24 protein-coding genes and 2 tRNA genes are annotated in these 25,693 nt (G+C 70.0%); 11 read left to right on the forward strand and 15 right to left on the reverse strand.

What is annotated here, in order from left to right; genetic code table 11:
* Positions 1-17: 17 nt before the first annotated feature.
* Positions 18-1,112 carry an ROK family transcriptional regulator gene (locus tag PH203_RS12010; protein ID WP_289920205.1) on the forward strand — a complete coding sequence of 365 codons (1,095 nt, stop codon included), beginning with the start codon at positions 18-20 and terminating at the stop codon, positions 1,110-1,112.
* Between the two features lie 133 nt (positions 1,113-1,245).
* Positions 1,246-1,995 carry a hypothetical protein gene (locus PH203_RS12015; RefSeq protein WP_289919676.1) on the forward strand — a complete coding sequence of 250 codons (750 nt, stop codon included), beginning with the start codon at positions 1,246-1,248 and terminating at the stop codon, positions 1,993-1,995.
* Here the strand turns inward: PH203_RS12015 and PH203_RS12020 are convergent.
* A complete protein-coding gene (locus tag PH203_RS12020) occupies positions 1,961-2,740 on the reverse strand; it encodes an HAD-IIA family hydrolase (RefSeq protein ID WP_289919678.1) in 780 nt (259 codons plus the stop codon). The two genes, PH203_RS12015 and PH203_RS12020, sit on opposite strands and share 35 nt — an antisense overlap.
* 217 nt (positions 2,741-2,957) lie before the next feature.
* Between PH203_RS12020 and PH203_RS12025 the strand changes: the two genes are divergently transcribed.
* Both PH203_RS12025 and PH203_RS12030 read left to right on the forward strand, forming a co-directional pair.
* Entirely contained in the window at positions 2,958-3,515 is a 558-nt protein-coding gene (locus PH203_RS12025) for a hypothetical protein (protein ID WP_289919680.1), read from the forward strand.
* Between the two features lies 1 nt (position 3,516).
* Positions 3,517-4,170 carry a class F sortase gene (locus tag PH203_RS12030; RefSeq protein ID WP_289919681.1) on the forward strand — a complete coding sequence of 218 codons (654 nt, stop codon included), beginning with the start codon at positions 3,517-3,519 and terminating at the stop codon, positions 4,168-4,170.
* A gap of 287 nt (positions 4,171-4,457) precedes the next feature.
* Here the strand turns inward: PH203_RS12030 and PH203_RS12035 are convergent, their stop codons facing one another.
* Entirely contained in the window at positions 4,458-5,201 is a 744-nt protein-coding gene (locus PH203_RS12035; protein WP_289919682.1) for a GAF and ANTAR domain-containing protein, read from the reverse strand.
* A 163-nt stretch (positions 5,202-5,364) separates the two neighbouring features.
* Here PH203_RS12035 and PH203_RS12040 point away from each other — a divergent pair, with 163 nt between their 5' ends.
* Positions 5,365-6,384, forward strand: coding sequence for a glycoside hydrolase family 6 protein (locus PH203_RS12040; protein WP_289919684.1), 1,020 nt, complete (start codon positions 5,365-5,367; stop codon positions 6,382-6,384).
* A gap of 54 nt (positions 6,385-6,438) precedes the next feature.
* Here the strand turns inward: PH203_RS12040 and PH203_RS12045 are convergent, their stop codons facing one another.
* The 4 genes from PH203_RS12045 to PH203_RS12060 all read right to left on the reverse strand — a co-directional run bounded on the left by PH203_RS12045 (position 6,439) and on the right by PH203_RS12060 (position 11,719).
* Positions 6,439-8,376: a galactose oxidase-like domain-containing protein gene (locus tag PH203_RS12045; RefSeq protein WP_289919686.1), complete on the reverse strand. Its 1,938-nt coding sequence runs from the start codon at positions 8,374-8,376 to the stop codon at positions 6,439-6,441.
* Positions 8,373-10,346: a glycosyltransferase family 2 protein gene (locus PH203_RS12050; RefSeq protein ID WP_289919688.1), complete on the reverse strand. Its 1,974-nt coding sequence runs from the start codon at positions 10,344-10,346 to the stop codon at positions 8,373-8,375. Before PH203_RS12050 ends, PH203_RS12045 begins: the two co-directional genes overlap by 4 nt.
* Positions 10,347-10,659: 313 nt before the next feature.
* On the reverse strand, positions 10,660-11,376 hold the full coding sequence (locus tag PH203_RS12055) for a FadR/GntR family transcriptional regulator (protein ID WP_289919691.1): 717 nt from the start codon (positions 11,374-11,376) through the stop codon (positions 10,660-10,662).
* A gap of 269 nt (positions 11,377-11,645) precedes the next feature.
* Positions 11,646-11,719: transfer RNA gene (locus PH203_RS12060), tRNA-Lys, on the reverse strand.
* Between the two features lie 177 nt (positions 11,720-11,896).
* Here PH203_RS12060 and PH203_RS12065 point away from each other — a divergent pair.
* The 5 genes from PH203_RS12065 to PH203_RS12085 all read left to right on the forward strand — a co-directional run bounded on the left by PH203_RS12065 (position 11,897) and on the right by PH203_RS12085 (position 17,595).
* Positions 11,897-13,240 carry a peptidoglycan-binding protein gene (locus PH203_RS12065; protein ID WP_289919692.1) on the forward strand — a complete coding sequence of 448 codons (1,344 nt, stop codon included), beginning with the start codon at positions 11,897-11,899 and terminating at the stop codon, positions 13,238-13,240.
* Positions 13,241-13,322: 82 nt separating this feature from the next.
* Positions 13,323-14,453: an SPFH domain-containing protein gene (locus PH203_RS12070; protein ID WP_289919693.1), complete on the forward strand. Its 1,131-nt coding sequence runs from the start codon at positions 13,323-13,325 to the stop codon at positions 14,451-14,453.
* A gap of 145 nt (positions 14,454-14,598) precedes the next feature.
* Positions 14,599-15,204, forward strand: coding sequence for a lytic polysaccharide monooxygenase (locus PH203_RS12075; protein WP_289919694.1), 606 nt, complete (start codon positions 14,599-14,601; stop codon positions 15,202-15,204).
* Positions 15,205-15,320: 116 nt separating this feature from the next.
* Positions 15,321-15,836 carry a hypothetical protein gene (locus PH203_RS12080; protein ID WP_289919695.1) on the forward strand — a complete coding sequence of 172 codons (516 nt, stop codon included), beginning with the start codon at positions 15,321-15,323 and terminating at the stop codon, positions 15,834-15,836.
* 97 nt (positions 15,837-15,933) lie between these two features.
* Positions 15,934-17,595 carry a long-chain-fatty-acid--CoA ligase gene (locus tag PH203_RS12085; protein ID WP_289920206.1) on the forward strand — a complete coding sequence of 554 codons (1,662 nt, stop codon included), beginning with the start codon at positions 15,934-15,936 and terminating at the stop codon, positions 17,593-17,595.
* On the opposite strand, the gene PH203_RS12090 is transcribed toward PH203_RS12085, so the two are convergent.
* The 6 genes from PH203_RS12090 to ehuB all read right to left on the reverse strand — a co-directional run bounded on the left by PH203_RS12090 (position 17,557) and on the right by ehuB (position 21,840).
* Positions 17,557-17,630, reverse strand: a tRNA-Lys gene (locus PH203_RS12090). The genes PH203_RS12085 and PH203_RS12090 overlap by 39 nt on opposite strands.
* Before the next feature lie 117 nt (positions 17,631-17,747).
* Complete coding sequence (locus tag PH203_RS12095) at positions 17,748-18,506, reverse strand: IclR family transcriptional regulator C-terminal domain-containing protein (RefSeq protein ID WP_289919698.1); 759 nt, start codon at positions 18,504-18,506, stop codon at positions 17,748-17,750.
* A gap of 221 nt (positions 18,507-18,727) precedes the next feature.
* Positions 18,728-19,489 carry an ectoine/hydroxyectoine ABC transporter ATP-binding protein EhuA gene (ehuA, locus tag PH203_RS12100; RefSeq protein ID WP_289920207.1) on the reverse strand — a complete coding sequence of 254 codons (762 nt, stop codon included), beginning with the start codon at positions 19,487-19,489 and terminating at the stop codon, positions 18,728-18,730.
* Positions 19,490-19,508: 19 nt separating this feature from the next.
* The gene (gene ehuD / locus PH203_RS12105; protein ID WP_289919700.1) at positions 19,509-20,195 is read right to left on the reverse strand and encodes an ectoine/hydroxyectoine ABC transporter permease subunit EhuD; all 687 of its coding nucleotides are present in this window, start codon (positions 20,193-20,195) and stop codon (positions 19,509-19,511) included.
* Positions 20,192-20,926, reverse strand: a complete 735-nt coding sequence (gene ehuC, locus PH203_RS12110) for an ectoine/hydroxyectoine ABC transporter permease subunit EhuC (protein WP_289919701.1) — start codon at positions 20,924-20,926, stop codon at positions 20,192-20,194. The genes ehuD and ehuC overlap by 4 nt, the downstream gene beginning before the upstream one ends.
* Positions 20,923-21,840, reverse strand: a complete 918-nt coding sequence (gene ehuB / locus PH203_RS12115) for an ectoine/hydroxyectoine ABC transporter substrate-binding protein EhuB (RefSeq protein WP_289919702.1) — start codon at positions 21,838-21,840, stop codon at positions 20,923-20,925. The genes ehuC and ehuB overlap by 4 nt, the downstream gene beginning before the upstream one ends.
* 75 nt (positions 21,841-21,915) lie before the next feature.
* On the opposite strand from ehuB, the gene PH203_RS12120 reads away from it, so the two are divergent.
* On the forward strand, positions 21,916-22,410 hold the full coding sequence (locus tag PH203_RS12120) for a DUF3830 family protein (protein ID WP_289919704.1): 495 nt from the start codon (positions 21,916-21,918) through the stop codon (positions 22,408-22,410).
* Here the strand turns inward: PH203_RS12120 and PH203_RS12125 are convergent.
* The 3 genes from PH203_RS12125 to PH203_RS12135 all read right to left on the reverse strand — a co-directional run bounded on the left by PH203_RS12125 (position 22,391) and on the right by PH203_RS12135 (position 25,638).
* Positions 22,391-23,197, reverse strand: a complete 807-nt coding sequence (locus PH203_RS12125; protein WP_289919705.1) for a hypothetical protein — start codon at positions 23,195-23,197, stop codon at positions 22,391-22,393. The genes PH203_RS12120 and PH203_RS12125 overlap by 20 nt on opposite strands.
* A gap of 91 nt (positions 23,198-23,288) precedes the next feature.
* Entirely contained in the window at positions 23,289-24,662 is a 1,374-nt protein-coding gene (locus PH203_RS12130) for an amidase (RefSeq protein WP_289919708.1), read from the reverse strand.
* 28 nt (positions 24,663-24,690) lie between these two features.
* Positions 24,691-25,638, reverse strand: coding sequence for a D-2-hydroxyacid dehydrogenase (locus PH203_RS12135; protein WP_289919710.1), 948 nt, complete (start codon positions 25,636-25,638; stop codon positions 24,691-24,693).
* Positions 25,639-25,693: the final 55 nt, after the last annotated feature.

The raw sequence follows: 25,693 nt of genomic DNA on the forward strand, positions 1-25,693 counted from the left end.
GCGAGACGGGCACAGGGATGACGAGCGCCCTGCGGAGCGCCCCCGGCGGCGCCAACCTGCTGGCCCTGCGCAGCCACAACACCGCCCTGGTGCTGGACCTGCTGCGCACCGCGGGCCCGGAGGGCATCAGCCGCCTCGAACTCGCCGACCGCACCGGCCTCACCCCCCAGGCCGTCAGCAAGATCACCGCCCGTCTCCGGGAGGAGGGCCTGGCGGCGGAGGCGGGCCGCCGGGCATCGACGGGCGGCAAGCCGCGCACGGTACTGCGCCTGGTGCCGGAGGCGGGGCACGCACTGGGAGTGCATCTGGACCGGGACGAGCTGCGGGCGGTCCTGGTGGACCTGGACGGGACGGTGGTGGGGGAGCGCCGCGTCCCGATGGACCTCGGCTCGGGCGCGCAGGCCGTGGTGAAGGGGGTGGCCGTACTCGCCGGGACGCTGCTCGCGGAGCTGCGGCCACGCTCCGTCCTGGGCCTGGGAATCGCGCTGCCCGGCCCCCTCGACCACCACCGCGGCGTACTGCACCGCGTCACCGGCTTCCCGGAGTGGGACGGCTTCCCCCTCCGGGACGCCCTGGCCCGACGACTGGCCGTACCGGTCGTGGTGGACAAGGACACCAACGCGGCGGCCCTGCGCCTGGCCGTGGGCGACGAGGGCGGCTCCTTCGCGTATCTGCACCTCGGTACGGGCCTCGGCGCCGGTCTGGTCATCGGTGGAACCGTCCACCGGGGCGCCCGCACCGGAGCGGGCGAGTTCGGGCATCAGGTGATCCAGCTGGACGGGCCGCTGTGCGGTTGCGGGAACCGGGGCTGCATCGAGGCGCTGTGTCTCGCGGCCGTGGCGCGCGGAGACGTGACGGAGGCGGCCCGGGTCCTGGGCGCCGGGGCCGCCAATCTCGTAGGGCTGCTCGACATCGACGTCGTGCTGCTGGGCGGCCGTACGGTCGCCGCGATGCCGGAGATCTTCGTGCGCGGGGTCCGGGCGGTGCTGGACGAACGGGCGCGGGGCGAGGGTGCCGTGCCCGTGCGGGTCGCTCCCGGCGGGGCCCGGGGGGTTGCGGAGGGCGCCGCCCAGCTGCTGCTCGCGCCGCTGTTCGGGCGGAGCGACGGCTGATCGGCGGCTGACCGGCGGCGGATCGGCGGCTGACCGAGGCCTGACCGGCGAGTGCTCCGATCGGGGCCAGGTGGGGGTACGCCCGGAATGGCGCCGCCGATATCGCGCCCCGACCCGCCATGGTCATGTGTTCATGCGACTGTTCACGCCCGCTCCTGTCACCCTCGCCGCGGCAGCCGCCCTCCTCCTCCCCCCGGCGCCGGCCCACGCGGCCCCCGCTCCCACCCATGCCTGTGCCGGCCCCGACGCCCGCTCCTTCCCCCTCACCACCCGCATCCACGGCGGCCCCGACACCTACGAAGCCGGCGGCGGATACGGCACCTGGTATCTCGACCTGACCAACACCACGGACCGGACCTGCGAGGACATCCACCCGGTCGTCGTGCTCGTCGACCGCGAGCGAGCCCTCGAACCGGGCCAGCCCCAGCTCGAGTTCTACGACGGCCCGCGCGCCCGCCCCGTCCGCTTCGAGGTCACCGACGAGGACGAGCTCGTCGGCGCGTTTCCGAGCGGCCTGACCGTCGGCCCCCGCCAGACCCGCACCGTGCGGATCCGCCTCGCCCTCACCTCGGACACCGTCGCGAACGAGGTCACCGCCAACGCCGCCGTCGTACAGCGTCATGACGACGACGGGGACTGGGTGGGCCAGTCCAACGACTACCGGTTCGCGGTCGACGCCGGTCCCAAGGCGCCGGGTGTCGCCGAGGACGGACTCCGGTACGCCGACGGAGCCGGGGAACTCGCCCGCACCGGCCTCACCGCACCCGTCGGCACGCTGGCCGCCGCGGCAGCCGCGCTCCTGCTCACGGGAGCGTCCGCTCTGTGCAGGTCCGCTGCGACGGGCCGGGTCAGACGAGGTCGACGAGGTCCGCGATCGAGTTGACCACCTTGGTCGGGCGGAACGGGAACCGGTCCATGTCCGCCTCGGTCGTGAGCCCCGTCAGCACGAGGAAGGTGGTCATCCCCGCTTCCAGGCCGGCCAGTACGTCGGTGTCCATACGGTCGCCGATCATGGCGCTGGACTCGGAGTGCGCACCGATGGCATTGAGTCCGGTGCGCATCATCAGCGGGTTCGGCTTTCCGACGAAGTACGGTTCCTTGCCGGTGGCCTTGGTGATCAGCGCCGCCACCGAGCCGGTCGCGGGCAGGACGCCTTCGTGCGAGGGGCCGGTGTTGTCCGGGTTGGTGGCGATGAAACGCGCACCGCTGTTGATGAGCCGGATCGCCTTGGTGAGGGCCTCGAAGGAATAAGTGCGCGTTTCGCCCAAAATCACGAAATCAGGGTCGGAGTCGGTGAGGATGTAGCCCGCTTCGTGCAGGGCGGTCGTGAGACCGGCCTCGCCGATCACATAGGCCGTTCCGTTCGGCCGCTGGCTGTCGACGAACTTCGCGGTGGCCAGAGCCGAGGTCCAGATGTTCTCGACCGGGACCTCGAGGCCTATGCGGTTCAGGCGCGCATGCAGATCACGAGCCGTGTAGATCGAGTTGTTCGTGAGGACGAGGAAGGGCTTGCCGGAGTCGCGCAGCTTCTTGATGAAGGCATCCGCGCCGGGGATCGGAACGCCCTCGTGCATGAGGACACCGTCCATGTCGGTCAGCCACGACTCGATGGGCTTGTGCTCTGTCATGGGTGCGGACTCCTACACGATCGATCTGCCGGACGGCCATGGTATGCGGCGGGTTGCTCCGATCGCTTCCACGCGATCTCGATGAGACCGGGGCGCAACCCGCCCCTCCGAGCACCCGCCGGCGACCACGGTCCCGACCCGTACGGAGCAGCGTCGGCCCCCAGAAGATGCGGGGCCGCCGCCCCCGGGAGACCCTCCACATATCTGGAGGTTCACGATGGGTTCACTACGCCTCACGCTCTGCACAGGACTGCTCGCCGTCACCGCCTGCCTCGCCCCGGCGGCACACGCGGCCGACAGCGGCGGCGTGGCGGTCACCCCGTCGTCCCCCGCCCCGGGCACCGACATCGCCCTGAGGGTGAGCGGCTGCGCGACCAGAACCGCCACCGCGGTCTCCGCCGCGTTCGTCGCCGACGCACGCCTCACCGGCGCCGAGGACACCCTCGTCGGCGAGACCCGGGTCCGCACCGAGCTCAGGGCGGGCTCCTACGACGTCCAGATCACCTGCGGCGACACCTCCCGCAAGGCCGCCCTCACCGTCGTGGGCGGGGACGCAGGCTCAGCCACGAACCCGTCCCCGCACACCTCCCCCGTCGCACCCGTCCACGCGGGCGGCGGAGGTACGGCACCGCATCTCGCCGCCGTGGACGCCCGCGCCGCCGGCCCCGGCACGGGTCAGGCGGTGACCGGCCTGGTGCTGGCGGGGGTGGCGGCCGCCGCCGTCCTGTTCCGCAGGGCACGCAGGAACCGCGGGACCGGGACCGGGACCGGCTGACGTGCGCACACCGGGCAGAGGCCGGCTCCTCACCGGGGTGGCCTGGGTGGTACTGCTGCTGGGCCTGTGGCTCTGGGGCCGGGAAGTGACGGACGTACGCCACGGGATATCCGCACCGACCACCGGCGACGTGGCGGCGGTGGGCCGCCCGCCCGAGGTCGAACTCCCGCCCGCCACCAAGCCGTTGACCCCCGCCCTGCCCCAGCGCATCGACATCCCCGGACTCGGCGTGCAGGCCCCCGTGGTGGCCCGCGGCCTGGACCGGGAAGGGGCCGTCGATGCGCCGCCGTACGACCAGGCGGGCGTCGTCGGCTGGTACGCCGCCGGGGTGCGCCCCGGGGCCGCCGGGACGGCGCTGATGGTGGGCCATGTCGACACCGAGACCCGCCCCGCGGTGTTCTACAAGCTCAGCATGGTGAAACCGGGCGAGACGGTCAGGGTGATCCGTGACGACGGCAGGGTCGCGGAGTTCACCGTCGACGACGTCGAGGTCGTCACCCGGGAGCACTTCGACGCCCGGCAGGCGTACGGGCCTCGTGAGCGCGGACGGGCCGAGCTGCGGCTCATCACGTGCGGCGGGACCTTTGACCGGGCCAGCCGCAGCTACACCGCGAATGTGATCGTGTCCGCGTATCTCACCGGCACCGGCCTCTAGGGGCGGTCGCCCACCTGGCCCGGTCGACGGCCCGCTCCCCCCGAAGCCGTCGACCGGGCTGGTCCTCAACCGCGCGCGCACGGGCTGCGGGAGTAACCCGGCGTCCTGCGCGGGAGGTTTGGGCAGCCCTGGTAGAACCTGACAGGCCGGGGGCTGGGGCCTTCTGAGGAAGACTGTAGAACGGATGCGCTCCTGGGCCTAGAGGCTGTTTGACGCCAAGTCGAAAGCTGGTGGCTCTGTGTCATCCACCCAGGTGGTGCCCTGTTCCACGAAGGTCCACCGGCCGTTCAGTCGCCTTCCGGCCGCAGCCGCGCGTCGTCCAGCACGCGTTCGATGACCGCGCGCGCCACCCGGTCCAGCGGCAGCTGATGCCGTCGCGCGAACTGCCGCAGGGCGACGAACGCCTGGTCGGCGGTGGTGTCCCAGCGCTCGGCGAGCATGCCCTTGGCCTGTTCGATGCGGACCCGGCTGGACAGCGCTTCCTGCAACTGCGCGGAGAGTGTGCGGTATTGGGCGTAGGCGCGGTGGTTCTGCAGACCGACGGCGGCCGCGTCGGCGAGAGCCTGGGCGAGCAGCAGCTCGGACTCGTTGAGGGGCGGCAGGGTGGGGACGAACACGTTGAGCGCGCCCAGCAGCGTCTCGCGGCGGCGCAGCGGGACCGCGAACGTCGAGACGATGTCATGGCGCAGGGCCCGTTCGGTGAAGTCGGGCCAGCGGGAGTCCGCGTGGGCGACCCGGATCGAGACGGGCGGCACGGGCCTGCCGGTGCCGTAGCTGTCCAGACAGGGCCCGCCGCCGGTCTGGGCCTCCAGCAGGTCGAGGGCCACGTCCGCCCCGAGGCTGCTCGCGGTGAGCGAGACCGCCCGGCCGCCGTCGATCAGCATGATCCCGGCGGCCCGTGCGCCCAGCAGGGCCACGCAGTTGTCGGAGACCCGGCGTAAGTACCCGGCGGTGTCGAACCCGTCGGTCAGGGTGTCCGCCGCCTCAACGAGCGCCGCCGCCAGCCGCACCTCCCGGGTGGTGTGGTCCATGACCGCGCACTTCCTTCCCCCTCCGCCCGCCCCGTCCAGACGCGCGCCTACCCAGACCGTGAGGGCTGTAACAGCTCTCCGACAAGGCCCGGGCGATCTCGTGTGCCCCACGACACGTATGTCAGGATTGAGACTTGGATCGCTGCACCCGAGGGGGAGTGGGATGTACGGCACGAGGGGGGCCGGGATGAGGACGTCCGCGATGGTGCTGGGGGCGGCACTGCTGATCGCGGGATGCTCTTCCTCCGGGGACAAGGACGAGCCGGAGGATTCGGCCGGCGCCAGGATCTCTCAACAGCCCAAGGAGACCGACCCGTTCTGGGTCAATCCGGACGGGACCGCGGCCCAGCAGGTCGCGGAGTACGAGAAGGCCGGCAAGGACGCGGACGCCGAACAGATCCGCAAGATCGCCGAGCAGCCCACCGGGCAGTGGATCGGCACCGAGAACCCGGAGGCGGAGGCGCGCGGCTTCACCGAGGCCGCCGACAAGGCGGGCCGTACGGCCCTGCTGGTCCTCTACAACATCCCGCACCGCGACTGCGGGCAGTACTCCCAGGGCGGCGCTGCCGACGGCAACGCCTACCGGAGCTGGATCGACGGGGTGGCCGCGGGCATCGGGGACCGCCCGGCGACGGTCATCCTGGAGCCGGACGCCGTACTGCACCTGGTCGACGGCTGCACCCAGGGCGAGTTCCACGAGGAGCGCTACGACCTGCTCACCGGGGCCGTCGAGAAGCTCAAGTCCCTGAAGAACACCAAGGTCTACCTGGACGCGGGCAACGCCGGCTGGGGCCATCCGGACCAGATCTTCGAACCGCTGCAGTGGGCGGGCATCGACAAGGCCGACGGCTTCTCGGTCAATGTCTCCAACTTCTACTCCACGCCGGACTCCATCGCCTACGGCAAGCAGCTCTCGGCGAAGGTCGGCAACAAGCCCTTCGTGATCGACACCAGCCGCAACGGCAACGGCCCCTACACCGCCGGCAAGGCCGACGAACGCTGGTGCAACCCGCCGGGCCGCGCGCTGGGGGAGACCCCGACGACGAAGACGGCCGACCCGCTGGTCGACGCGTATGTGTGGGTCAAGCGCCCGGGGGAGTCGGACGGCGAGTGCAAGGGCGGGCCGAAGGCGGGCGAATGGTGGGCGGAGTACGCGCTCAACCTCGCCAAGGCCAGTAAATGACCTGAGGGCGTCCTCCGTGACGGAGGACGCCCTCAATCGTGCACTACCGGCCGCCTAGGGAACCCTGACCCACTGCGCCTCGCTCGGCGTCCCCTGGTCGTCGCCCACGAACAGCATGTACCACCCGGACTGCACCAGGTTCCTGTTCTTCGGCACCGTCACCGTGATCTTGTCCCCGGACACCTTGTAGTCCAGCTCGATCGACCGCTGGTCCACGTCCGTGACATGCGTCGCCGCGCTCGGCCGGATCAGCCGGACCTTCTTGACCGTCGAGGCGTGCTGCGAGGTGAACGTCCCGGACTCGCCGCGCTCGATGGTCTGCGGACCGCCGGACAGCGACGGCCGGGAGTCCCGGTAGAGATACGGCGGGGTGTAGATCTCGATGCGCTGCTCGAACTTGCCCGGCTTGGTGTTGGCCTTGTCGCTGTAGAGCGAGTCGGAGCCGAAGAACATCACCCGGCCGTCGGGCAGCAGGATGGACCCGGAGTGGTAGTTGCGGCCCACCAGCGGATCCGCCACCTGCTCGAAGGTGTTGGTCTCCGGGTGGTAGAGCCGCGCCTGGAGGATGTTGGAGTCGCTGCGCCCGCGGTAGTCCTCCGAACCGCCCGACACCAGGACGGAGTCGTCGGGCAGGATCGAGATGTTCGGGTACCGGGTGCCCTTCTCCAGCGTCGGCCCGTCGGCGAACGACGGCTCGTCCGCCTTCAGATCGATGATCCGGGTCTTGTTGCTGGAGTTCTTGGACTCGCCGACCCCGCCGCCGCCGACCACCATGTACTTCTCGTCCTGCGCCGGCGGGAGCAGCACCGTGCCGGAGGTCTCCAGCAGCTTCGGATCGCTCATGCCGGGCAGCTTGCTGAACTTGTTGGTGTCGACGTCCCAGACACCGGGGTCACGGCCGACGTTGTCCGGCCCGTAGCCCGCGTTGGACCCCGAGTAGAAGATCTTGCCGTTCTGCATCAGGAACAGCGCGGGGTAGGTCGGGAACTGGCGGATCTTCTCGGTGTACGTCCAGGTCTTGGTCTTCGGGTCGAAGATCTCGTTCTTGCCCGGCACCAGCTGGCCGATGTCGTCGAGCCCGGAGACGCTGAGGATCTTTCCGTCGCTCAGGGTGGTGAGCGTCGGGTACCAGCGGGCCTCGTTCATCGGGTCGACCTTGATGTACTTCTCGGCGACCGGGTCGAACTCGTAGGCGTCCCTGATGCCTTGGAAGTCCTTCTTGTCGAGGGCGAGCTTCTGCGCGATGCCGTACGTGTTGCGCGCGTCGGCGCCGGACAGTCCCTGGATGCGGTAGTTGTCCTGGGTGCCGGTCTCGTACTTGTCGCCGGACTTCTGCGCCTCGACGTAGATACGGCCGAGCCCCGGGTCGTTGCCCAGGAACTTGCCGGTCTTCTTGTCGAACTTCTTGGTGGCCCGCTCCACGACGACCGGGTCCTTCGACACGAAGGTCTGGCCGTTCTCCTTGCCGGTGAACTTGGTGCCCGCCGGCAGGGTGATCGGCTTGTCCGGGTTCTCGTTGTGGACGATCATCAGGCCGCCGGCCTTGGTGACATCGCCCTTGAGCTTCTCGTACCGCTTGGTGCCGCCCGCGATCAGCAGATTGCCGTTGGCCAGCTGGGTGTGGCCCGTGCAGAACAGGTCGCTGGGCGTGGGCACCTTCTTGATGGTGCCCTTGACCGGGTCCCAGATACGGGTGTCGAACTTCTTCGCGTCGAAGTTGTCCTGGTTGTTGCCCGACCCCGCGACGAGCAGCACCTTGCCGGTGCGCAGCAGCGCCGCGTGGATCGTGTTCTGTCTGAACTCCTCGGGGAAATCGACGACTTCCCACTTGCCGTTCTCGGCTTTGTACTCCGGCTTGTTGATCTGGTACTGGTGGTATTTCTCGGTGCCGAAGCGGTAGAGCCACGGACCGTTCATCCCGGCCAGCGCGAGTACCACCACCGTGCCTATCGCGAGCCGACGGGCACGGCGGCGTCCAGCCTGGTCGTTCATTCCTTACGTCCCCCAAGTCCACCCAGGGCGATTTGCATGGTCTGGTCGGTGCCCCCGCCGCTGGTCTGAGAGGCCGCCCAACTCGGTTTCTGGGCAGGGCTGTGCGGCGCGGCCGGCTGCGGCTGGTACGGCGTCTGGGCCGGGACCACCGGGTCCTGCTGCTGCGCCTCACCCGCGGGCTTCTTCTTCTCCTGGCGCAGCATGTGCCGCCAGACGAAGATCGGCAGTGCGGTGATCAGCATGGCGAAGGTCGCCCAGATGATCATCGCAGGGTGCGAGTGGCCGTAGACGAAGCCGGCGGCGATCGAGGCGCCGAAGATCGTGATGAAGTACCAGTGGTAGCGGAAGGTGCCGAACCAGCGGTCGGGGCTGGCCGAGTCGCCCTTGGGGGTGACCACGAACTTGCTCTTGCGGCGCAGGGCGGAGTCGATCAGCGCCTTGGCGTAGAGCGGCGCGGAGAGCGCGGACATCACCATGCCGGCGACGCCGCCGGAGCCCTCCGGCTCGTGCGGGGAGACGTTGTGCCGGCGGTTCCAGACGTAGAGGCCGATCTGGAGGGCGGAGGCGTTGCCGTAGAGCATCAGCCACACGGTCGGGTCGATGTTCACACCCGAGGCGCCCAGGCCCAGGAACAGCGCGCAACTCAGCGCCGCGAGGATCCAGTTGAGGGCGGACATCGGGTAGAAGATGATCATCATCGTGTAGTTGAAGAGCTTGCCCGGAGGCAGCGAGTACCAGCCCTTCCAGTACTGCTTGAGGATCGTCTCGTACGTCCCTCGCGACCAGCGCATCTGCTGGGTGAAGAAGTCGGTCCAGGCGCTGGGCCCTTCACCGACCGCGAGCACGTCCGGGGTGTACACCGAGCGCCACTTCTTGCCGGTCGCCGGGTTCTTGTGGCGGTGGATCTCGAAGCCGGTGGCCATGTCCTCGGTGATCGAGTCGTACAGGCCGCCGATCTGCTTGAGCGCCTTGATCCGTACGGCGTTCGACGTACCCACGAACATCGGGGCGCCGTAGTAGTTGCCCGCGCGCTGGATGAGCGCGTGGAAGAGGAACTGCTGGGACTCGGCGGCCTTGGTGACGAAGTTGTCGTAGTTGCCGTAGACCTGCGGGCCGATGACGAAGCCGACGTTCGGGTCGCGGAAGAAACCGAGCATCCGCTCCAGGTAGTTGGGCAGCGGCACATGGTCGGTGTCGACGGAGGCGAAGTAGTCGTAGTCGTCGCCGTGCGCGTCGAGCCAGGCGTTGTAGTTGCCGTGCTTGGTCTTGGCGCGGTGCGGGCCCTTGGCCTGGTTCCACTTCGCGATGCCCTTGCGGGAGAAGTGGTGCACGCCGAGCCGGGCGCAGACCTCCTTGACCTCGGGGTCGTCGCCCTCGTCGAGCAGCCATACATGCAGAAGGCCCCGGTGGCGCAGCTTGACCGCCGCCTCCAGGGTCTTCGTGACCATCTCCAACGGCTCCTTCCCGGGCACGAAGGAGGTCAGGAAGGCCACTCTCGTGCCGGTCTCGGGCACCACCGGGACGGGGTCGCGGGCGACCAGGGTGGCGTGCGCGTTGGACAGCACGTTCATGCAGCGGAAGAACTCGATCAGGCCGATCGAGACGAGCATCACGATGTCGAGCGCGGGCAGCCAGTCGAAGGCCGGGTAGTCGCGCTCGGTCCAGTGCTCGGGCTGCAGCAGCCAGAACAGCAGGACCAGGGAGAGCACCGGCGCGGCGGCCAGCATCAGGGCGACCCTTATGCGGTGCGTCTCCTGCGAGATCAACGAGCGGTACTGCACCTTGTACGGCTTCGTCGGATCGGGCTGGGTGAGGGGGCCGGCCAGCCGGCTGTAGTGCTCGTAGTCGTACTTCGGCAGCGTCTTCTTGATCCGGCGGAAAGTGCCCGTCCGAGTCTGTGACGGCACCCTGAGCTGGGTGGTCTGAGACGGGTCGAAATTCTGCCGGGCGCCCGTCGGCGTCGACGTCATGAGTCATCCCCCCACACGCGAGCCATCGCGTGCTTTGTCGGTTCCTTACGTCTGCTCTGGTCCCCCTCGACCTTCACAGACGTATCAGTGGTGGGCCGCAGTCACCACATCCTCCACGTCATAGACATGGAACTGCGACCTTCCGGTTGCATGATGCCCCCCTCGGCATCGCCCTATGAACGGGGCCCCTCTCCCCGTCCGCACCGGCAACCGGCTCCGTGCCCCCCAACTGCCGCGTATCCGCAGCATCTTGAAAACCAGGTTTCTACGGTGTCCAGCATGATCGCAAGATGCGAAACGCGGTGTTTACCGGTCATACGCGTTCATTGTGGCCCCTGTGGGGGCCTTGTGGGGAGGCTGTGGACAATCGGGCACGGATGTTGCCGAAGTGCTCCCTTATAGCCCCCTCTGCCCGTATCGCATCCCCGGACCTTACCGTGTCCAAGATCTCCCGGTGCTGCCTACAGGTGATGCGCGGATCCTGCGGCACGCCCCCGAGATCGGTGCGAACCCGATGGAAGGCGTCCCAGAACGCCTCCAGCACCTCGCTCAGCAACACGTTGTCCAGCCCCCGGTACAGGGTGGCGTGAAACGCTCGGTCGGTGTCGGCCAGACCGTCGCCTCCGTGCGCGGCCTGCTGTTCCATACGGGCCACGAGCCCGTCCAGTTCAACGAGATCGGCCTCGGGCGGCCGCCCCGCGAGCCGCGACACGAGCCCCGTCTCGACGGCCTCCCTCAGCTCCAGCAGCTGGAGCAGCGAGTCCTCGCCCCGGAAGTGCCCGGCGACGATACGGAAAGCGAGCCCTTCGACCATCGGCGCCATCGACATCGGCCCGACATACGTCCCGAACCCGTGCCGGATCTCCACGATCCCCATCGCCTGAAGCGCCTTCAACGCCTCCCGCACCGAGTTCCGGCTCGCCCCCAGATACTCCATCGGCTCGGGCTCGGTCGGCAGCGGCGCCCCGGACGCCGGCCGCTGGTCGAGGATGAGCCTCTTGATCCGCTCCTGGAGGTCACGCGCCGCCATGGCGAGAGGGTATCCGGCCAAACAACGAGGAAGCCCCCCGTTTGCACGAGGTGCATGACACGACGAAGGCCCCCCGTTCTCGCGGAGGGCCTTCGTTGTCTGTGCGCCGCCAGGGACTCGAACCCCGGACCCGCTGATGCTGCATCTCCCGGGGGCAACCCCCGGACCCCCGGCCGCCTCTGTCGTGCCGGGGAACACCCCGAGCCGCCGAAGCCCGCTCGTTCGAAAAGCGAAGGCCCCCCGCTTCCACGGAGGGCCATCGTTGTCTGTGCGCCGCCAGGGACTCGAACCCCGGACCCGCTGATTAAGAGTCAGCTGCTCTAACCAACTGAGCTAGCGGCGCCTGCTGACCTGGAGAACTCTACCCGACCTCCAGGGGTGCTCCGGACCACCTCACCAGGGGCGGAAGGGGGTGTCGTACATCATTCGGACCGTCAACATGCGCGTCCGGAAGACAGTTGAGAAACTGGCGAATGTGTACAGTCGCGGACATTTCAAGCTGGAGTGTGAGGGGAATCGCATGGAGGCTCCAGGATTCAACGCCTCGGGATCCAATGCCTCGGGATTCAAGGAACCGGTATTCGAGGAAATCGATCCCGCGAGCGACTGCGACTGCCCCGGATGTGTCCACTGGCGGGGCGTCCTGCCGCACTCCCGTACCGGCCGGCACCCGGCGGCGCACCGGGCGGTCGTTCTCGCCGCAGCCGCCTCCACCGCCCTCGTCGGCCACACCGCCCCCGCCTTCGCCGCCCCCCACGCCCCCGACCACCACGCCGGCGTTCCCGCAGGTGACGAGCCCGACACCCCCCAGGGCGGCAAGGTCCCGCTGCACGGCCCCGGCGGCGAGTCGGCGACGGTCAAGACGCCGGCCACCACCCGGGCCGAGATCATCAAGCGGGCCAAGAAATGGGTCGCCGCGCAGGTGCCGTACAGCATGACGGAGTACTGGTCCGACGGTTACCGTCAGGACTGCTCGGGCTTCGTCTCGATGGCCTGGAACCTGCCCGGGAACGAATGGACGGGCAGCCTCGACCAGTACGGCGTGAAGATTCCCAAGGACGATCTCCGGCCCGGCGACATTCTGCTGTTCCACAACCCGGCCGACCCCCAGCAGGGCTCGCACGTCGTCATCTTCGGCGGCTGGACGGACTACACGCACACCTACTACATCGCCTACGAGGAGGCCCGCCCGGGCGCCCGCAAGCAGGCCACCCCGTACGCGTACTGGAGCAACTCGGCCCGCTACACCGCCTACCGCTACAAGGGGCTGATGGCGGGCACGGCGGGCGCGGGCGGCGACAAGCCGGCCGAGCCGCTCGCCATCCCGTATCCCGGCGCCGCCTACTTCGGTCCCGGCGCCAACAACAAGTACGTCACCCAGCTGGGCCGCATGCTCATCGAGCGCGGCGCCGGACGCCTCTACACCTCCGGCCCCGGACCGCGCTGGACGGACACCGACCGCCGGGCCACCCGGGCCTTCCAGCAGGCGCAGGGCTGGCGGGGCCGGGACGCGGACGGGCTGCCGGGGCGGCAGACCTGGGTGCTGCTGGTGACGGGCGAGGGCAAGGACATCCGGACCCGTGCGGCCGGACCCCCGGCGCCCTCGGAGTCGTCCTCCCGCGGGGTTCCCGGCTACCCGGGGCGGGCGATGTTCCGCCCGGGGGCGACCAACACCTACGTCACCCTGCTCGGAAAGCAGCTGGTGAAGAAGGGGTTCGGCAAGTACTACGAGACCGGCCCCGGTCCCCGCTGGGGCGCGGCGGACCGGCGTGCCGTCGAGGCCTTCCAGCGCTCCCAGGGCTGGCGGGGCGGCGCGGCGGACGGTTATCCGGGGCCGGAGACCTGGCGGCGCCTGTTCACGTAACCGCGAGCCCGGCTCACAGGACCTGCTCGCTCACGACCCACTCACTGTCATGAAGTTTCTGGCGCGGAGGCTGGAGGCACGCATGAGCACGACCACACCGTCCACGGAAGAGCCCGAGGGGCCGACCGAGACCACGGCGGCGCCGACCCGGCCCGCCCGGCTGATCCAGAACGAGGCGACCACCGAGATCCCCGTCCATCTGCTCTTCCGCGACGACCCCGAGACGGGCGCCGTGCCGCTGAGCCCCGCCGTCGTCGGCCGCCGCCAGGGCACCGGCGAGCAGCCCCGCTTCCGCCGCCCGGTCCCGGCCGGCCCGCGGCCCGCGCCGCAGGTCGATCCGGCGCTGGTGGAGCGGCCCGCGCGGGTGCTGCCCGGTTCGGCGGGGGTGCTGGCCGGTGCCTGCGGGATGGCCGGCTGCGTGGCGACCTCGTGGTGGGCGGGCGTGTTGTCGCCGCTCGCGGTGGAGGCGCTGCGGCTGCCGGAGTACGCGGGTGCCGGGCTCGGTCCCGTGCAGTGGGCGGCGTACGCCGGGGCCGGGGCGCTGAGCCTGTTCGGCTTCGGCGGGCTGGCGCGCGGGCGGACCGGCAGGGCCTGGGTGCTGGGCCTCTTCGGACGCTACCGGGGCACGGTCCGGCGTACCGGCCTGATGTGGGTCAACCCGCTGCTGCTGCGCCGCCGGGTCGATGTCCGGCTGCGGCACTGGCGCAGCGAGCCGATGCCGGCCGCCGACGCAGGCGGGGTCGCGCTGCGGGTCGTCGTACTCGTGGTGTGGCGGGTGCGGGACACCGCGCGGGCCACGCTGGGGGTGGAGGACCACGAGACGTATCTGCGCGAGTGCGTGGAGGCGGCGCTGGTGCGGGTGCCGGTGGAGCTGCCGGGGTCGGCGAGGGCGTCGGTGGACTCGGCGGCTGAAGCGCTGACCCGGCTGGTCGCGGCGGACGCGGGGCCGGTCGGTCTTGAGGTGTTCTCCGTGCAGCCGGTCCGGGTGGAGTACGCCCCCGAGGTCGCCGCCGCGATGCACCGCCGGCGGATCGCCGCGCTGGACGCCCAGCACCGGGCGAGCGTGCTGACGTCGGTCGTGGACTCGGTGGAGGACACGGTGACCCGGCTGACCATGCGGGGGCTGGTGGAGCTGGACGACTACGAACGCAAGGCGCTGGTGAAGGACTTGACGGTGGCGTTCTGCGCGGGGCGCGGGGAGACGGGTCAGTGACGGACCGGTGATGGGACCAGTGACGGGACCGGTGACCGGACCAGTGATTGGTCTGGACATGCTCAAGTAACGGCAATAATCTGGGACTTGGTCTAGACCTGCACGCCTCACTGAACTTCCCCCACGTTCTCCAGGGAGCGGCAGCATGCGCAAAAAGACCAAGTGGTACGCCGCCGTGCTGGGCCTCAGCACGGCCGGAGCCCTCGTGCTCTCCTCCGGCGGCGCCAGCGGCCACGGCTACACCGACCTGCCCATCAGCCGGCAGAAGCTCTGTCAGAACGGCACCGTGACGGGCTGCGGCGACATCCAGTGGGAGCCGCAGAGCGTCGAGGGACCGAAGGGCTTCCCGGGCTCCGGTCCGGCCGACGGCACGATATGCAGCGGCGGCCTGAGCAGGTTCAGCCAGCTCAGCTCGCCGCGGACCCCCTCGGGCGGCACCTGGCCCGCCACCAGGGTGACCGGCGGGCAGAGCTACACCTTCCGCTGGCAGTTCACCGCCCGCCACGCCACCACCGACTTCAAGTACTACGTCACGAAGCCGGGGTGGAACCAGAACCACAACCTCGCCCGCTCCGACCTCAACCTGACCCCGTTCCTGACGGTCCCCTACAACAACGCCCAGCCCCCGGCCACCCTCTCCCACAGCGGCACCCTGCCGTCGGGGCTGAGCGGCCGGCACGTGATCCTCGCGGTGTGGACGATCGCGGACACGGGCAACGCGTTCTACGCCTGCTCGGACGTGACCTTCTGACCCACCCGCGGATCTCTGAGCGTTACTTGAGACAGGCGCGCTTCCCCCGGGGGTAGGTTCCCCCCACAGCAGTACTGACCGGTACCTGACCAGTACCTGACCTCGGGGGAAGCGCCATGGACCTGATCTTCTACGCCGCACCCAGCCTCATCCTGGTGGTGGTCGCCTTCATCGGCTACCGCGTGGTGCACCGCTCGCTGCAGCTGCGCACCGCCTGGAACAGCGGGCTGACGGCGGAGGGGCGCTGTCTGCGGGTGTTCACGACCACGCACGGCGGCGGCCACGACACCTCGGTGCGGACCACGCTGCACCACGTCTACGAGTTCACCGCCCGCGACGGCCGCACGGTCCGCTTCGAGGAGGAAGACGGCCCGAGGACGGTCGTCGAGGGCGACTTCGTCACCATCCACTACGCCGAGGGCGCCAGTGTCGTCGCGACGGCCAAGTCGCCGAGCCACGGCAAGCTGGCGGCGTCCACCGTCTTCGTCCTGGCGTTCCTCGGGGTGGCCGTGGTGTTCTGCATCGGCTTCATGGTCACGTACAGCCAGATGTCCGACGAGTTCGGCTTCGGCGACGACTCCGGTAACACCGGCGAAGTGGTCGTCGTCGACGGAGAGACCCTCATGCCGTGACGTTCCCGACCGCTTGAGAATCCGTGAGACTCCCTGAGAGTCCCTGAGGGTCCCTGGGGCTCCACATCTGACGCTCCACCAACTACCGTGCGCCGCCATGGAGTCCAAAGGGCGCACGGTCGCGGAGCTCGTCGCCTCCCGGTGGGGCGACCACCGGCCGGGGCTGTGGTTCGAGGAGCAGGTGCTCACCCACCACCAGGTCGCGGCGGCCGCCGCGACCCGGGCGGCCCTGCTGACCGATGTGCTTCCGCCGGGCGCGCACATCGGCGTCCTCCTCGACAACACCCCTGAGTACCCCCTGTGGTTGAGCGCCGCCGCTCTCGCCCGCAAGGCCGTCGCCGGCATCAACCCCACCCGCCGCGGCCCTGAACTGGCCCGCGACATCCTGCACACCGAATGCCGGATCCTGATCACCGAGCCGGCCCATCTCGGCCTCCTGCGAGATCTCGAACTCCCCGGTATCCGGCTGCTGGTGACCGGCACCGAGGAGTACGACGCCCTGCTGGCGCCCTATGTGCAGGCGCGGCCGGACCCCGCCGGGGCCACCCCGCGCGACCGTCTCCTCCTCTACTTCACCTCGGGCTCGACCGGCGCCCCCAAGGCCGCGATCTGCACGCAGGGCCGGCTGGCCGCCGCCGGACGTTCGCTGGCCGGCCAGTTCGGCGTCCGCCCCGACGACGTCCACTACATCTGCATGCCGATGTTCCACGGCAACGCGGTGATCGCCGACTGGGCGCCCGCGCTGGTGGCCGGGGCGGGGGTGGCGCTGCGGCGGCGGTTCTCGGCGTCGGGGTTCCTGGGGGACGTGCGGCGGTACGGGGCGACGTACTTCACGTATGTGGGGCGCGCCGTGCAGTACCTGCTCGCCACGGAGCCGCGGCCCGACGACCGGGACAACCCGCTGCGCACGGGCTTCGGCACGGAGGCCGGTGCGGTGGACGCGGCCGCCTTCGAGCGGCGGTTCGGGGTACGGCTGGTGGAGGGGTACGGGTCCTCCGAGGGCGGGGCGGCCGTGCAGTGGTCGCCGGGGACTCCGGCCGGGGCGGTGGGGCGGGCGGGGCCGGGGCTTGCCGTGGTGGACCAGGAGACGCGTGAGGAGTGTCCGCCGGCCGTCTTCGACCCGGCCGGACGGCTGCTGAACGGGGACGCGGCGATCGGGGAGCTGGTGAACAAGGCGCCGAACCCGTTCGAGGGGTACTGGCGCAATCCGGCGGCGGAGGCCGAGCGGCGGCGGGACGGCTGGTACTGGACCGGGGACCTCTTCTACCGGGACCGGGACGGCTACCTCTACTTCGCCGGTCGCACCGACGACCGGATCCGGGTCGACAGCGAGAACCTGGCCGCGGCGATGATCGAGAACATCCTCGCGCGCTACGAGGGGGCCGAGGCCGTCGCCGTGTACGCGGTCCCCGACCCCGTGACCGGGGACCAGGTGATGGCCACGATCGCGGGCCGATTCGACCCGGCGGAGTTCGATGACTTCCTGGCCGCACAGCCCGACCTCGGGACCAAGATGGCACCCCGGTTCGTACGGGTCGTGAAGCACATGCCGGTCACGGCAACCAACAAGATCAACCGGGCACTGCTGAGGAAACAGGGCCTGGAGTGCGACGATCCGGTGTGGGTGCGGGGCGATACGCGGGCGTCGGGCGCCCAGCCGGTCCGCGTGGCGCCGACAACGCCGAAGGGCCCCTCGCTCCCACGAGAGGCCCTTCCGGAGTGCGCCGCCAGGGACTCGAACCCCGGACCCGCTGATTAAGAGTCAGCTGCTCTAACCAACTGAGCTAGCGGCGCATAACCCTCGCCAGCTGCGCTTTCCTGCTTCGCGGCTGGCGACGAAGAAAATACTACCTGGTCTCCAGGGGTGCTTTTGACCACCGATGGGTGGCCCTCGGGCGACGGGGCGGCGGGCTAGATCGCGAGGCTCAGCAGTACCGGTGCCGCGTTCCGGTTCAGGGCGTCCGCGGCCTGGCGGAGGCGGTGGGCGTGTTCGACCGGGAGGGAGAGGGCGAGGCAGCCCACGGAGGACCCGGCCGTGACCGGGACCGCCGCGCAGACCGTGCCCACCGCGTACTCCTGGAGGTCGAGGTGGGGAACCGTCGGCGGCTGGGACTCCAGACGGGAGAGCAGGAGCTTGTCGTTGGTGATGGTCCGGGAGGTGAGGCGGGCCATCTTGTGCCGGGAGAGATGGTCGCGCCGGCCGTTGTGGTCGAGCTGACCCAGCAGGCTCTTGCCGATCGCGGTGGCGTGGGCGGAGTAGCGGAAATCGACCCACTCGTTGACCACCGGCATGGTCGGGCCGTCGGCGTACTGGGCGATCTTGATCTCTCCGTCGACGTACCGGCTGAGATACACCGCCGCGCCGACCGAGTCGCGCAGCCGGTCGAGGGTGCGCTGGAGTGTCTCGCGCAGTGCCTGCTCACGGTCATGGGCGGAGCCGAGTCGGGACAGCGCGTCGCCGGTGACGTACGCGCCGTCGGTGACCTGCTCGACGTATCCCTCGCGGCGCAGCATCCTCAGGAGCGTGGTCAGTCGCTCCGGTTCGATGCCGGTCTGCTTGGCGAGGGTCGCGTCGGTGACTCCGGTGGTGTGCCGTGCCACGGTCTCCAGGACGCGCAGGGCGTCCTGGGCCGAGTGGTACGGCGCGGTCGGCTCGTGCTTCAGCGCCACGGTGTTCCCCCTGCGCTCGCTTAAGTCGCTCTACAACTGGGCCGTAATCCGGACAGCGAATCCTCTCCACGATAACGGGCAAGAGGCGTGAAGTGAGGGCCTGTTGACGAGATTCCATACCTCTCAGCTGGGGTGCTGACCTGCTGGCATATGCCAGAGTCAGGACCCGGTCACCAGACCTCGTACATCGGCGGATTCACTTCTTGTAGGCGACCCCGCCGTCACAGCACCGCGCTGAGAAATTCCCGCGTCCGGTCTTTCTCCGGCTCACTGAAGATCTTCTCCGGCGGCCCGGCCTCGATGATCCGGCCGGAGTCGAACATCAGGACCTGGTCCGAGATGTCCCGGGCGAAATTCATCTCGTGGGTCACACAGAGCATCGTGATGTCGGTGGTGCGGGCGATGTCCCGCAGCACGTCGAGGACGCCCGCGACCAGCTCGGGGTCGAGCGCGGAGGTCACCTCGTCCAGCAGCAGGACCTTCGGGCGCATCGCCAGCGCCCGTGCGATCGCCACCCGCTGCTGCTGGCCGCCGGAGAGCTGCGAGGGCCGGGCGTCGCACTTGTCGGCGAGGCCCACGAGGTCGAGGAGCTCACGGGCGCGGGCCTCCGCCTCGTCCTTGGACAGGCCGAGCACGGTGACCGGGGCCTCGGTGATGTTCCTGAGGGCCGACATGTTCGGGAACAGGTTGAACTGCTGGAACACCATCCCGATCTGCTTGCGGACCTCGCGGACCTGCTTCTCCGGCGCCGGGAACAGCCGCTGCCCGTCGACGGTGATGATCCCCTCGTCGGGCTTGGTCAGCGTCATCAGCAGCCGCAGGATCGTGGTCTTGCCCGACCCGGACGGCCCGATGAGGGTGACGTGCTTGCCGGCCGACACGGAGAAGTCGAGGTGGTCGAGGACGGTGTTGTCCCCGAACCGCTTGGTGACCTGCTCCAGACGGATCAGCTCGCCGTTGCCCCGCTTGTCGGCGGGGTTCATGTCAGGGGTCTGCTGGATGTCAGTGGACAAGACGTCGCTCCAGGGCTCGCATGAGGAGGGAGGCCAGATAGGAGATGAGGATGAAGGCCACGCCGATCACGGTCAGGGGCTCGGTGAACTGGAAGTGCTCCTGGGAGAAGAGCCGCGCCTGGCCGAGCATGTCGAGGACGGTGATCGCCATCAGCAGCGGCGTGTCCTTGAGCATGGCGATGACGTAGTTGCCGAGCGCGGGCACGACCCGTCGGATCGCCTGCGGCAGGATCACCACCCGCCACGTCCGCGCCACCGGCAGGTTCAGCGCCGTCGCGGCCTCCCACTGGCCGACCGGCACCGCCTCGATACCGGCCCGGTAGACCTGCATCGTGTACGTCGAGTAGTGCAGGCCGATCGCGAAGACACCGGTGGTCAGCGCGGAGAAGGTCAGACCCCACTCGGGCAGCACGTAGAAGAGGAAGAACAGCTGCACCAGCAGCGGGGTGTTCCGTACGAACTCGGTGACCGCGCCCACCGGCCAGGTCACCCTCCCCCAGGCTCGGCTTCGCTCGCCCGGGGGGACCCCCATGGTCGGCGCCCGCATCAGCAGCGCCCACACCAGGCCGAGCGCGAACGAGATCACCGAGCCCAGCGCCAGCGCCTGCAGGGTGACGAGCAGCCCGTCCCAGAACTGCGGCATGAAGTCGCCGACCGCGCCCCAGTCCCACTTCATCCGAGACCACCACCCGAGGAGGAGGCGCCGACACCGGTCGTCTCGGCGCGCTTGAGTTCATGTGCGGAGACCGTGCTCGCCGGGGCCTTCCCGACCCCCGCCTTCAGCTTCTTCTCCAGGCCGCGCATCACGCGGGTGAGGGCGAAGGCGATCACGAAGTAGATGACCAGCAGATACGTGTAGATCTCCTGGCTCTCCTGCAGGGCGAGCCGCACCAGGTTCCCGCTGAACGCCAGGTCGCCCATGCCGATGATCGACACCAGCGCGGTGCCCTTCAGCAGTTCGATGAGCAGGTTGGAGAACGACGGGATCATCTCCGGCACCGCCTGCGGCAGCAGGATCAGCCTCAGCCGCTGCCAGGGCGTGAAGCTGAGCGCGATCCCGCCCTCCTGCTGCGCCGGGTCGACCGAGTTCAGCGCCCCGCGCACGATCTCCGAGCCGTACGCGCCGTACGTCAGCCCCAGCGCCAGCGTGCCCGCCCACAGCGGCACCAGCTGCCAGCCGAAGGAGAGCGGCAGCACGAAGTACACCCAGAAGATCATGATGAGCGCCGAGGTCCCGCGGAACACCTCGGTGTAGAAGCCGGCGAGGAACCGGACGATCCACAGCCGGTGGGTGCGCGCGACACCGACGACGAACGACACGGCGGCCGCCAGCAGCGCACTGCACACCAGCAGCTGGACGGTGACCCAGACGCCCTTGAGTACGAGTTCCCACAGTCCGCCGGTCATCCGCCCGCCCCTTCGCCGCAGAGGTCCTTCGCGGTGAGGTCGGTCATCTCCGCCTCCGTGAACCCGAAGGGCCTCAGGATCCGGAACAGCTCCCCGCTCTTCTTCAGCTTCCGCAGCTCCACGTTGAAGGCGTCCCGCAGCCCGGTCTCGGTCGGCCGGAACGCGAACGCGCCGCCGTCGACATGCGGCTTGCCGTCCACCAGGGGCGCGAAGGCCTTGGTGGCCTCGGCCTTGGCTGACTTCTTGACGACTTCGCGGGTGGTGAGCGCCGTACCGGCGAACACGTCGGCCCGCCCCGCCTCCACGGCGTTCAGCCCCGCGACCTGGTCCGGCACGATCAGGATGTCGCTCTCCGCGTACCCCGCGTCCACGGCGTACTGGATCTCCGCGTACCCGGTCCCGGTCGCGAACTTGGCCTTCTTCTCGACGACGTCCTTGTAGTCGTGCAGCCCCTTGGGATTGCCCTTCCGCACGATGAACGAATCGAGCATCTGGTAGTCGGGGTCGGCGAAGATGACCTGCTCACAGCGCTCGGGGTTGACATACATCCCGGCGGCGACGACATCGAACTGCTGCGAGTTCAGCCCCGGTATGAGGGACCCGAACTCGGTCGGCACGGGCTGTACCCGGTCGACCCCGAGCCGCTTGAAGATCGCCTTGGCCAGCTCCGGAGCCTCACCGGTCAGCTCGCCGTCCTTGTCGATGTACCCGAAGGGGATCTCGCCGGCGATTCCCAGCCGTACGACACCCGCCGCCCTGAGGCGTTCGAGCAGATCACCGCCGTCCTCGGTCGAAGCCGTGGCCACCCGCGAGCAGCCGGCGGCCCCCAGCGCACCGAGCGCCGCCACCCCCGCGAGCAGCGATCGGCGTGTGGTTCCGGATGTGTGTTCGCCATGTTCCCTTGGTGGAGCCATGGCGGCGCGGCTACCCGAAGGCATGCGATGTATGCGCCCTGGTTCGCGGGACTGGATGTATGCACCCTGGTTTGCATGACTGATCGGTTCATCGAGGTCTCGCTCCTGAAGCGGGACATCCACTGCACGGCGAAACTCCTGGACGACCGCGCACCGGTCACCTGCGCGGCGGTCTGGGACGCCCTCCCCCTCAGCGGGGACGTCTACCACGCCAAATACGCCCGCAACGAGATCTACGCCCTCTTCCCGCCCTTCGCCGAAACCGAGCCGCCCCTGGAGAATCCGACCGTCACCCCGATCCCCGGCGACCTTTGCTACTTCGCCTTCGCGGGCGCGGAACTGGGCACCAAGGCCTACGGCTACGACCGCGAGGTCCGCCCCGGCACCACCCTGGTCGACCTCGCGCTGTTCTACGAGCGCAACAACCTGCTTCTCAACGGTGATGTGGGCTGGGTCCCCGGCACCGTCTGGGGGCAGGTGACGGACGGCCTGGAGCGGATGGCGCAGGCCTGCAACGACCTGTGGCGCTCCGGAGCGGCGGGGGAGACGCTCAGTTTCCGCCGGGCCTGAAGGACGGCAGCCGGTTCGGACCCATGAGCCGGTACCCCTTGCCGCCGTCGTCGAGGACGCTCTCCCGCGCCTCGCCCTGCGTCACCCACGACACCCGCAGCCGGAAGCGCACCTCCCGGGGCAGTTCGGTGCGCACCTGGAACTCCAGGTACTCCGGGTCGGCCCCGGCCACCTTGAACGGGAAGTCGGCGCTGCCCTCGGCGGCCCGCACCGTGCTGCCCCGCCCGTCGAGCCGCACGTCGAACGCGCGCTGGGCCATCGCCGCACCGCATCCGAAGGGTTCCCGCAAGGTTCCGCTCGTCGGCAGGGGCCGGCTCGACATGAGCTCCGCCGTCACCCCGGTCACCACGATCGCGGTGGCGGAGGGCGCCTGGAGGGTGACCCCGAGCACGGGATCCTCCTGGATCGTGTCCCCGGCCCTGCGCACCACGGCGACCCCGGGCGGAAGCGGCTCGGCACCGCTGAGCGAGCGCCGGTCGGCACGGCGGAGCACCTCCCGGGACATCGGGTAGTACGTGTTGGAGCAGCCTCCTAACTCGCCCACCGCGGTGACGGCGAGCCCGGGCGGCTCGGGGGCCGGTGCGGGGGCGGGCGCGGAGACCGGCGTGGCGAACAGCCCCTTCACGGCGTCCCGCAGATCCTCGACGGCCATCGTCGCCACCGCCAGCGTCAACGGCAGCACCACGACGACCGACCACTGCCCCCGGTCTCTCAACATCCGCCATTTCGACGGCCTTTCGGGCGCCGGAGTCTCCGCGCTCGCGCGCACCTCGGTCATCTCGCTCACGGTGACCGATCCTTGGGGCGCGGGGCACTCCTGCGCGGGACTTCGGCGCGGATACACCCTCTTGGGTGAGACCGGATGGGAGCCGGGTGGGTCAGCTCACGCCGTACAGCGCATGCGCCGCCCGCAACACCAGATCGTCCCGATGCCGGGCCGCCACGATCTGCAACCCCACCGGCAGCCCGTCCCCGTCGACCCCGACCGGGACGGAAGCCGCGGGCTGCTGCGTCAGGTTGAAGGGATACGTGAAGGGCGTCCACCCCGTCCACCGCCGATGCCCCGACCCCTTCGGCACCTCCGCGCCCGCCTCGAACGCGGTGACGGGGAGGGTCGGGGTGACCAGGAGGTCGTAGGACTCGTGGAAGCGGCCCATACGGCGGCCGAGGTCCATGCGGACGTCCACGGCGGCGAGATAGTCCAGCGCGGAGTACCGCGCGCCCAGGCCGCAGATCTCCCGCAGCCCGGGGTCGAGCAACTCCCGCTGATGCGGCCCGAATTGCTGGGTCACCCGGGCCGCCCCGCTGAACCACAGGGTGTGGAAGGCGTCCACCGGATCGGTGAAGTCGGGGTCGGTCTCCTCGACGTACGCACCGAGCCGCGCCAGCCGCTCGACCCCCCGCCGCACCGCCGCCGCGACGCCGGGCTGCACCCGTACCTGTCCGCCGAGGGTGGGGGAGTAGGCGACCCGCAAGCCTCGTACGCCTTCCCGGAGAACGTCCGTGTAGGACAAGTCACTTGGACCCAGCCCCGACCAGTCCCGGGCGTCCGGCGCCCCGATGACGTCCAGCATCAGGGCCGCGTCCGCCGCGTCCCGGGTCATCGGGCCGACATGGGCCAGCGTGCCGAACGCGCTGGCCGGGTACAGCGGCACCCGGCCGTACGTCGGCTTCAGGGCGAAGATCCCGCAGAAGGCCGCCGGGATGCGGACGCTGCCGCCCCCGTCCGTGCCCAGCGCCAGCGGACCCGCGCCGAGCGCCACGGCCGCCGCCGCGCCACCGCTCGAACCGCCCGCCGTCCGGGAAGGGTCGTGCGGATTGCGGGTGACGCCGGACAGGGGGGAGTCGGTGACGCCCTTCCAGCCGAACTCCGGGGTCGTCGTCTTGCCCAGGAACACCGCGCCGTGCTCGCGCAGGCGGGCGACGGAGGGGGCGTCCTCGTCCCAAGGGCCCTTCTCCGACAGGGCTTTGGAGCCCTTCAGGGTGGGCGCCCCGCGCATCAGCAGGATGTCCTTCACCGTGACCGGGACACCGTCGACGAGACCGGCCGGTTCGCCGCGCCGCCAGCGGTCGGTGGCGGCCCGCGCCTGTTCCAGCGCGGCCTCCGCCGTCAGCCGTACGAAGGCGTTGACCTCCGGCTGGATCCGCTCGGCCCGTTCCAGGGCCGCCCGGGTGGCCTCCACAGGGCTGAACTCGCCCTTGCGGTAGCCGTCGACGAGTTGTACCGCGGTCAGTTCGGTGAGATCCGCCATCCGCCGCTGCCCTCCCTGCGCAGAACGTTCAGTGCCCCGGTACGTACCCACGCTTCTTGTCGACCACGTTCAGCAGCGGCTTCCCCGCAGCCCAGCGGTCGTACAACTCCAGGAACTGCGAGCCGAGTTCGTCCCGCCAGCCGACCGTGTCGCCGCTCATGTGCGGGGACACGATCAGATCGGGCACCTGCCACAACGGGCTGTCGGGGCCGAGGGGTTCGTGCTCGAAGACATCCAGGGCCGCCCCCGCGATCCACCGCTTGCGCAGCGCGTCCGCCAGCGCGTCCTCGACCACGAGCTGCCCCCGGCCGACGTTCACGAACCGGGCCGACGGCTGCATCACCCCGAAACGCCGGGCGTCGAACATGCCGTACGTCTGCTCGGTGAGCGGTGCCGCCGCGATGATCCAGTCGGCGCGGGCGATGAGGCGGTCGAGGTCGCCTGGGCCGTGGATGCCGGTGCGGGGGGTGCGGCCGACGATCGCCGGGGTGATCTCAAGTGCCTTGAGGGTGCGGGCGATGGTCCGTCCGATGGGCCCCGACCCGACGATCACGGCCCGCGTCCCGGACACCCGCCGCGACTCCCGGTGCCGCCACACGCCCTCCCGCTGCAGGTCGAGGGTGCGGGGCAGATCCTTCGCCATCGCGAGGACCAGGGCGGCGACGTACTCCGCGATGGGCTGGTCGAAGATGCCGCGCGCGTTGGTCACCACCGTGTCGGACGTGGCGAGTTCGGGGCACATCAGATGGTCCACGCCCGCGCTCGCGGTGTGCACCCAGCGCGGCCGCGGGCCCTCGCCGGGCCAGGCGGCGCGGACCGCGCGGGAGGTGAAGTCCCAGACGAGCAGGACATCGGCGTACGGCAGCCGCTCGGCCAGCGTCGACGCGTCCGCGTGCTCGACACGGGCGCGTCCGGTGAGACTGCCGAGGCGGGGGAGGGGGTCGGCGTCCAGGACGAGCAGGGTGGGGGAGGTCATCCGAGGCCGTACCTCCACAGGCGTCTGACATGCGCGGATTGACCACGCTCGCACC

It is taken from the genome of Streptomyces sp. S.PB5, assembly GCF_030403745.1.
In the GTDB taxonomy this organism is placed as follows: domain Bacteria; phylum Actinomycetota; class Actinomycetes; order Streptomycetales; family Streptomycetaceae; genus Streptomyces.

Bases quoted from the DNA above. Each gene is read 5' to 3' on its own strand.
- PH203_RS12020 (WP_289919678.1), bottom strand. From the start codon at position 2,740: ATGACAGAGCACAAGCCCATCGAGTCGTGGCTGACCGACATGGACGGT.
- ehuC (WP_289919701.1), bottom strand. From the start codon at position 20,926: ATGACCGGCGGACTGTGGGAACTCGTACTCAAGGGCGTCTGGGTCACC.
- PH203_RS12085 (WP_289920206.1), top strand. From the start codon at position 15,934: ATGGAGTCCAAAGGGCGCACGGTCGCGGAGCTCGTCGCCTCCCGGTGG.
- PH203_RS12015 (WP_289919676.1), top strand. From the start codon at position 1,246: ATGCGACTGTTCACGCCCGCTCCTGTCACCCTCGCCGCGGCAGCCGCC.
- PH203_RS12135 (WP_289919710.1), bottom strand. From the start codon at position 25,638: ATGACCTCCCCCACCCTGCTCGTCCTGGACGCCGACCCCCTCCCCCGC.
- ehuA (WP_289920207.1), bottom strand. From the start codon at position 19,489: ATGAACCCCGCCGACAAGCGGGGCAACGGCGAGCTGATCCGTCTGGAG.
- PH203_RS12025 (WP_289919680.1), top strand. From the start codon at position 2,958: ATGGGTTCACTACGCCTCACGCTCTGCACAGGACTGCTCGCCGTCACC.
- PH203_RS12070 (WP_289919693.1), top strand. From the start codon at position 13,323: ATGAGCACGACCACACCGTCCACGGAAGAGCCCGAGGGGCCGACCGAG.
- PH203_RS12050 (WP_289919688.1), bottom strand. From the start codon at position 10,346: ATGACGTCGACGCCGACGGGCGCCCGGCAGAATTTCGACCCGTCTCAG.
- PH203_RS12040 (WP_289919684.1), top strand. From the start codon at position 5,365: ATGTACGGCACGAGGGGGGCCGGGATGAGGACGTCCGCGATGGTGCTG.
- PH203_RS12055 (WP_289919691.1), bottom strand. From the start codon at position 11,376: ATGGCGGCGCGTGACCTCCAGGAGCGGATCAAGAGGCTCATCCTCGAC.
- ehuB (WP_289919702.1), bottom strand. From the start codon at position 21,840: ATGGCTCCACCAAGGGAACATGGCGAACACACATCCGGAACCACACGC.
- PH203_RS12130 (WP_289919708.1), bottom strand. From the start codon at position 24,662: ATGGCGGATCTCACCGAACTGACCGCGGTACAACTCGTCGACGGCTAC.
- PH203_RS12075 (WP_289919694.1), top strand. From the start codon at position 14,599: ATGCGCAAAAAGACCAAGTGGTACGCCGCCGTGCTGGGCCTCAGCACG.
- PH203_RS12120 (WP_289919704.1), top strand. From the start codon at position 21,916: ATGACTGATCGGTTCATCGAGGTCTCGCTCCTGAAGCGGGACATCCAC.
- PH203_RS12065 (WP_289919692.1), top strand. From the start codon at position 11,897: ATGGAGGCTCCAGGATTCAACGCCTCGGGATCCAATGCCTCGGGATTC.
- PH203_RS12045 (WP_289919686.1), bottom strand. From the start codon at position 8,376: ATGAACGACCAGGCTGGACGCCGCCGTGCCCGTCGGCTCGCGATAGGC.
- PH203_RS12010 (WP_289920205.1), top strand. From the start codon at position 18: ATGACGAGCGCCCTGCGGAGCGCCCCCGGCGGCGCCAACCTGCTGGCC.
- ehuD (WP_289919700.1), bottom strand. From the start codon at position 20,195: ATGAAGTGGGACTGGGGCGCGGTCGGCGACTTCATGCCGCAGTTCTGG.
- PH203_RS12080 (WP_289919695.1), top strand. From the start codon at position 15,321: ATGGACCTGATCTTCTACGCCGCACCCAGCCTCATCCTGGTGGTGGTC.
- PH203_RS12035 (WP_289919682.1), bottom strand. From the start codon at position 5,201: ATGGACCACACCACCCGGGAGGTGCGGCTGGCGGCGGCGCTCGTTGAG.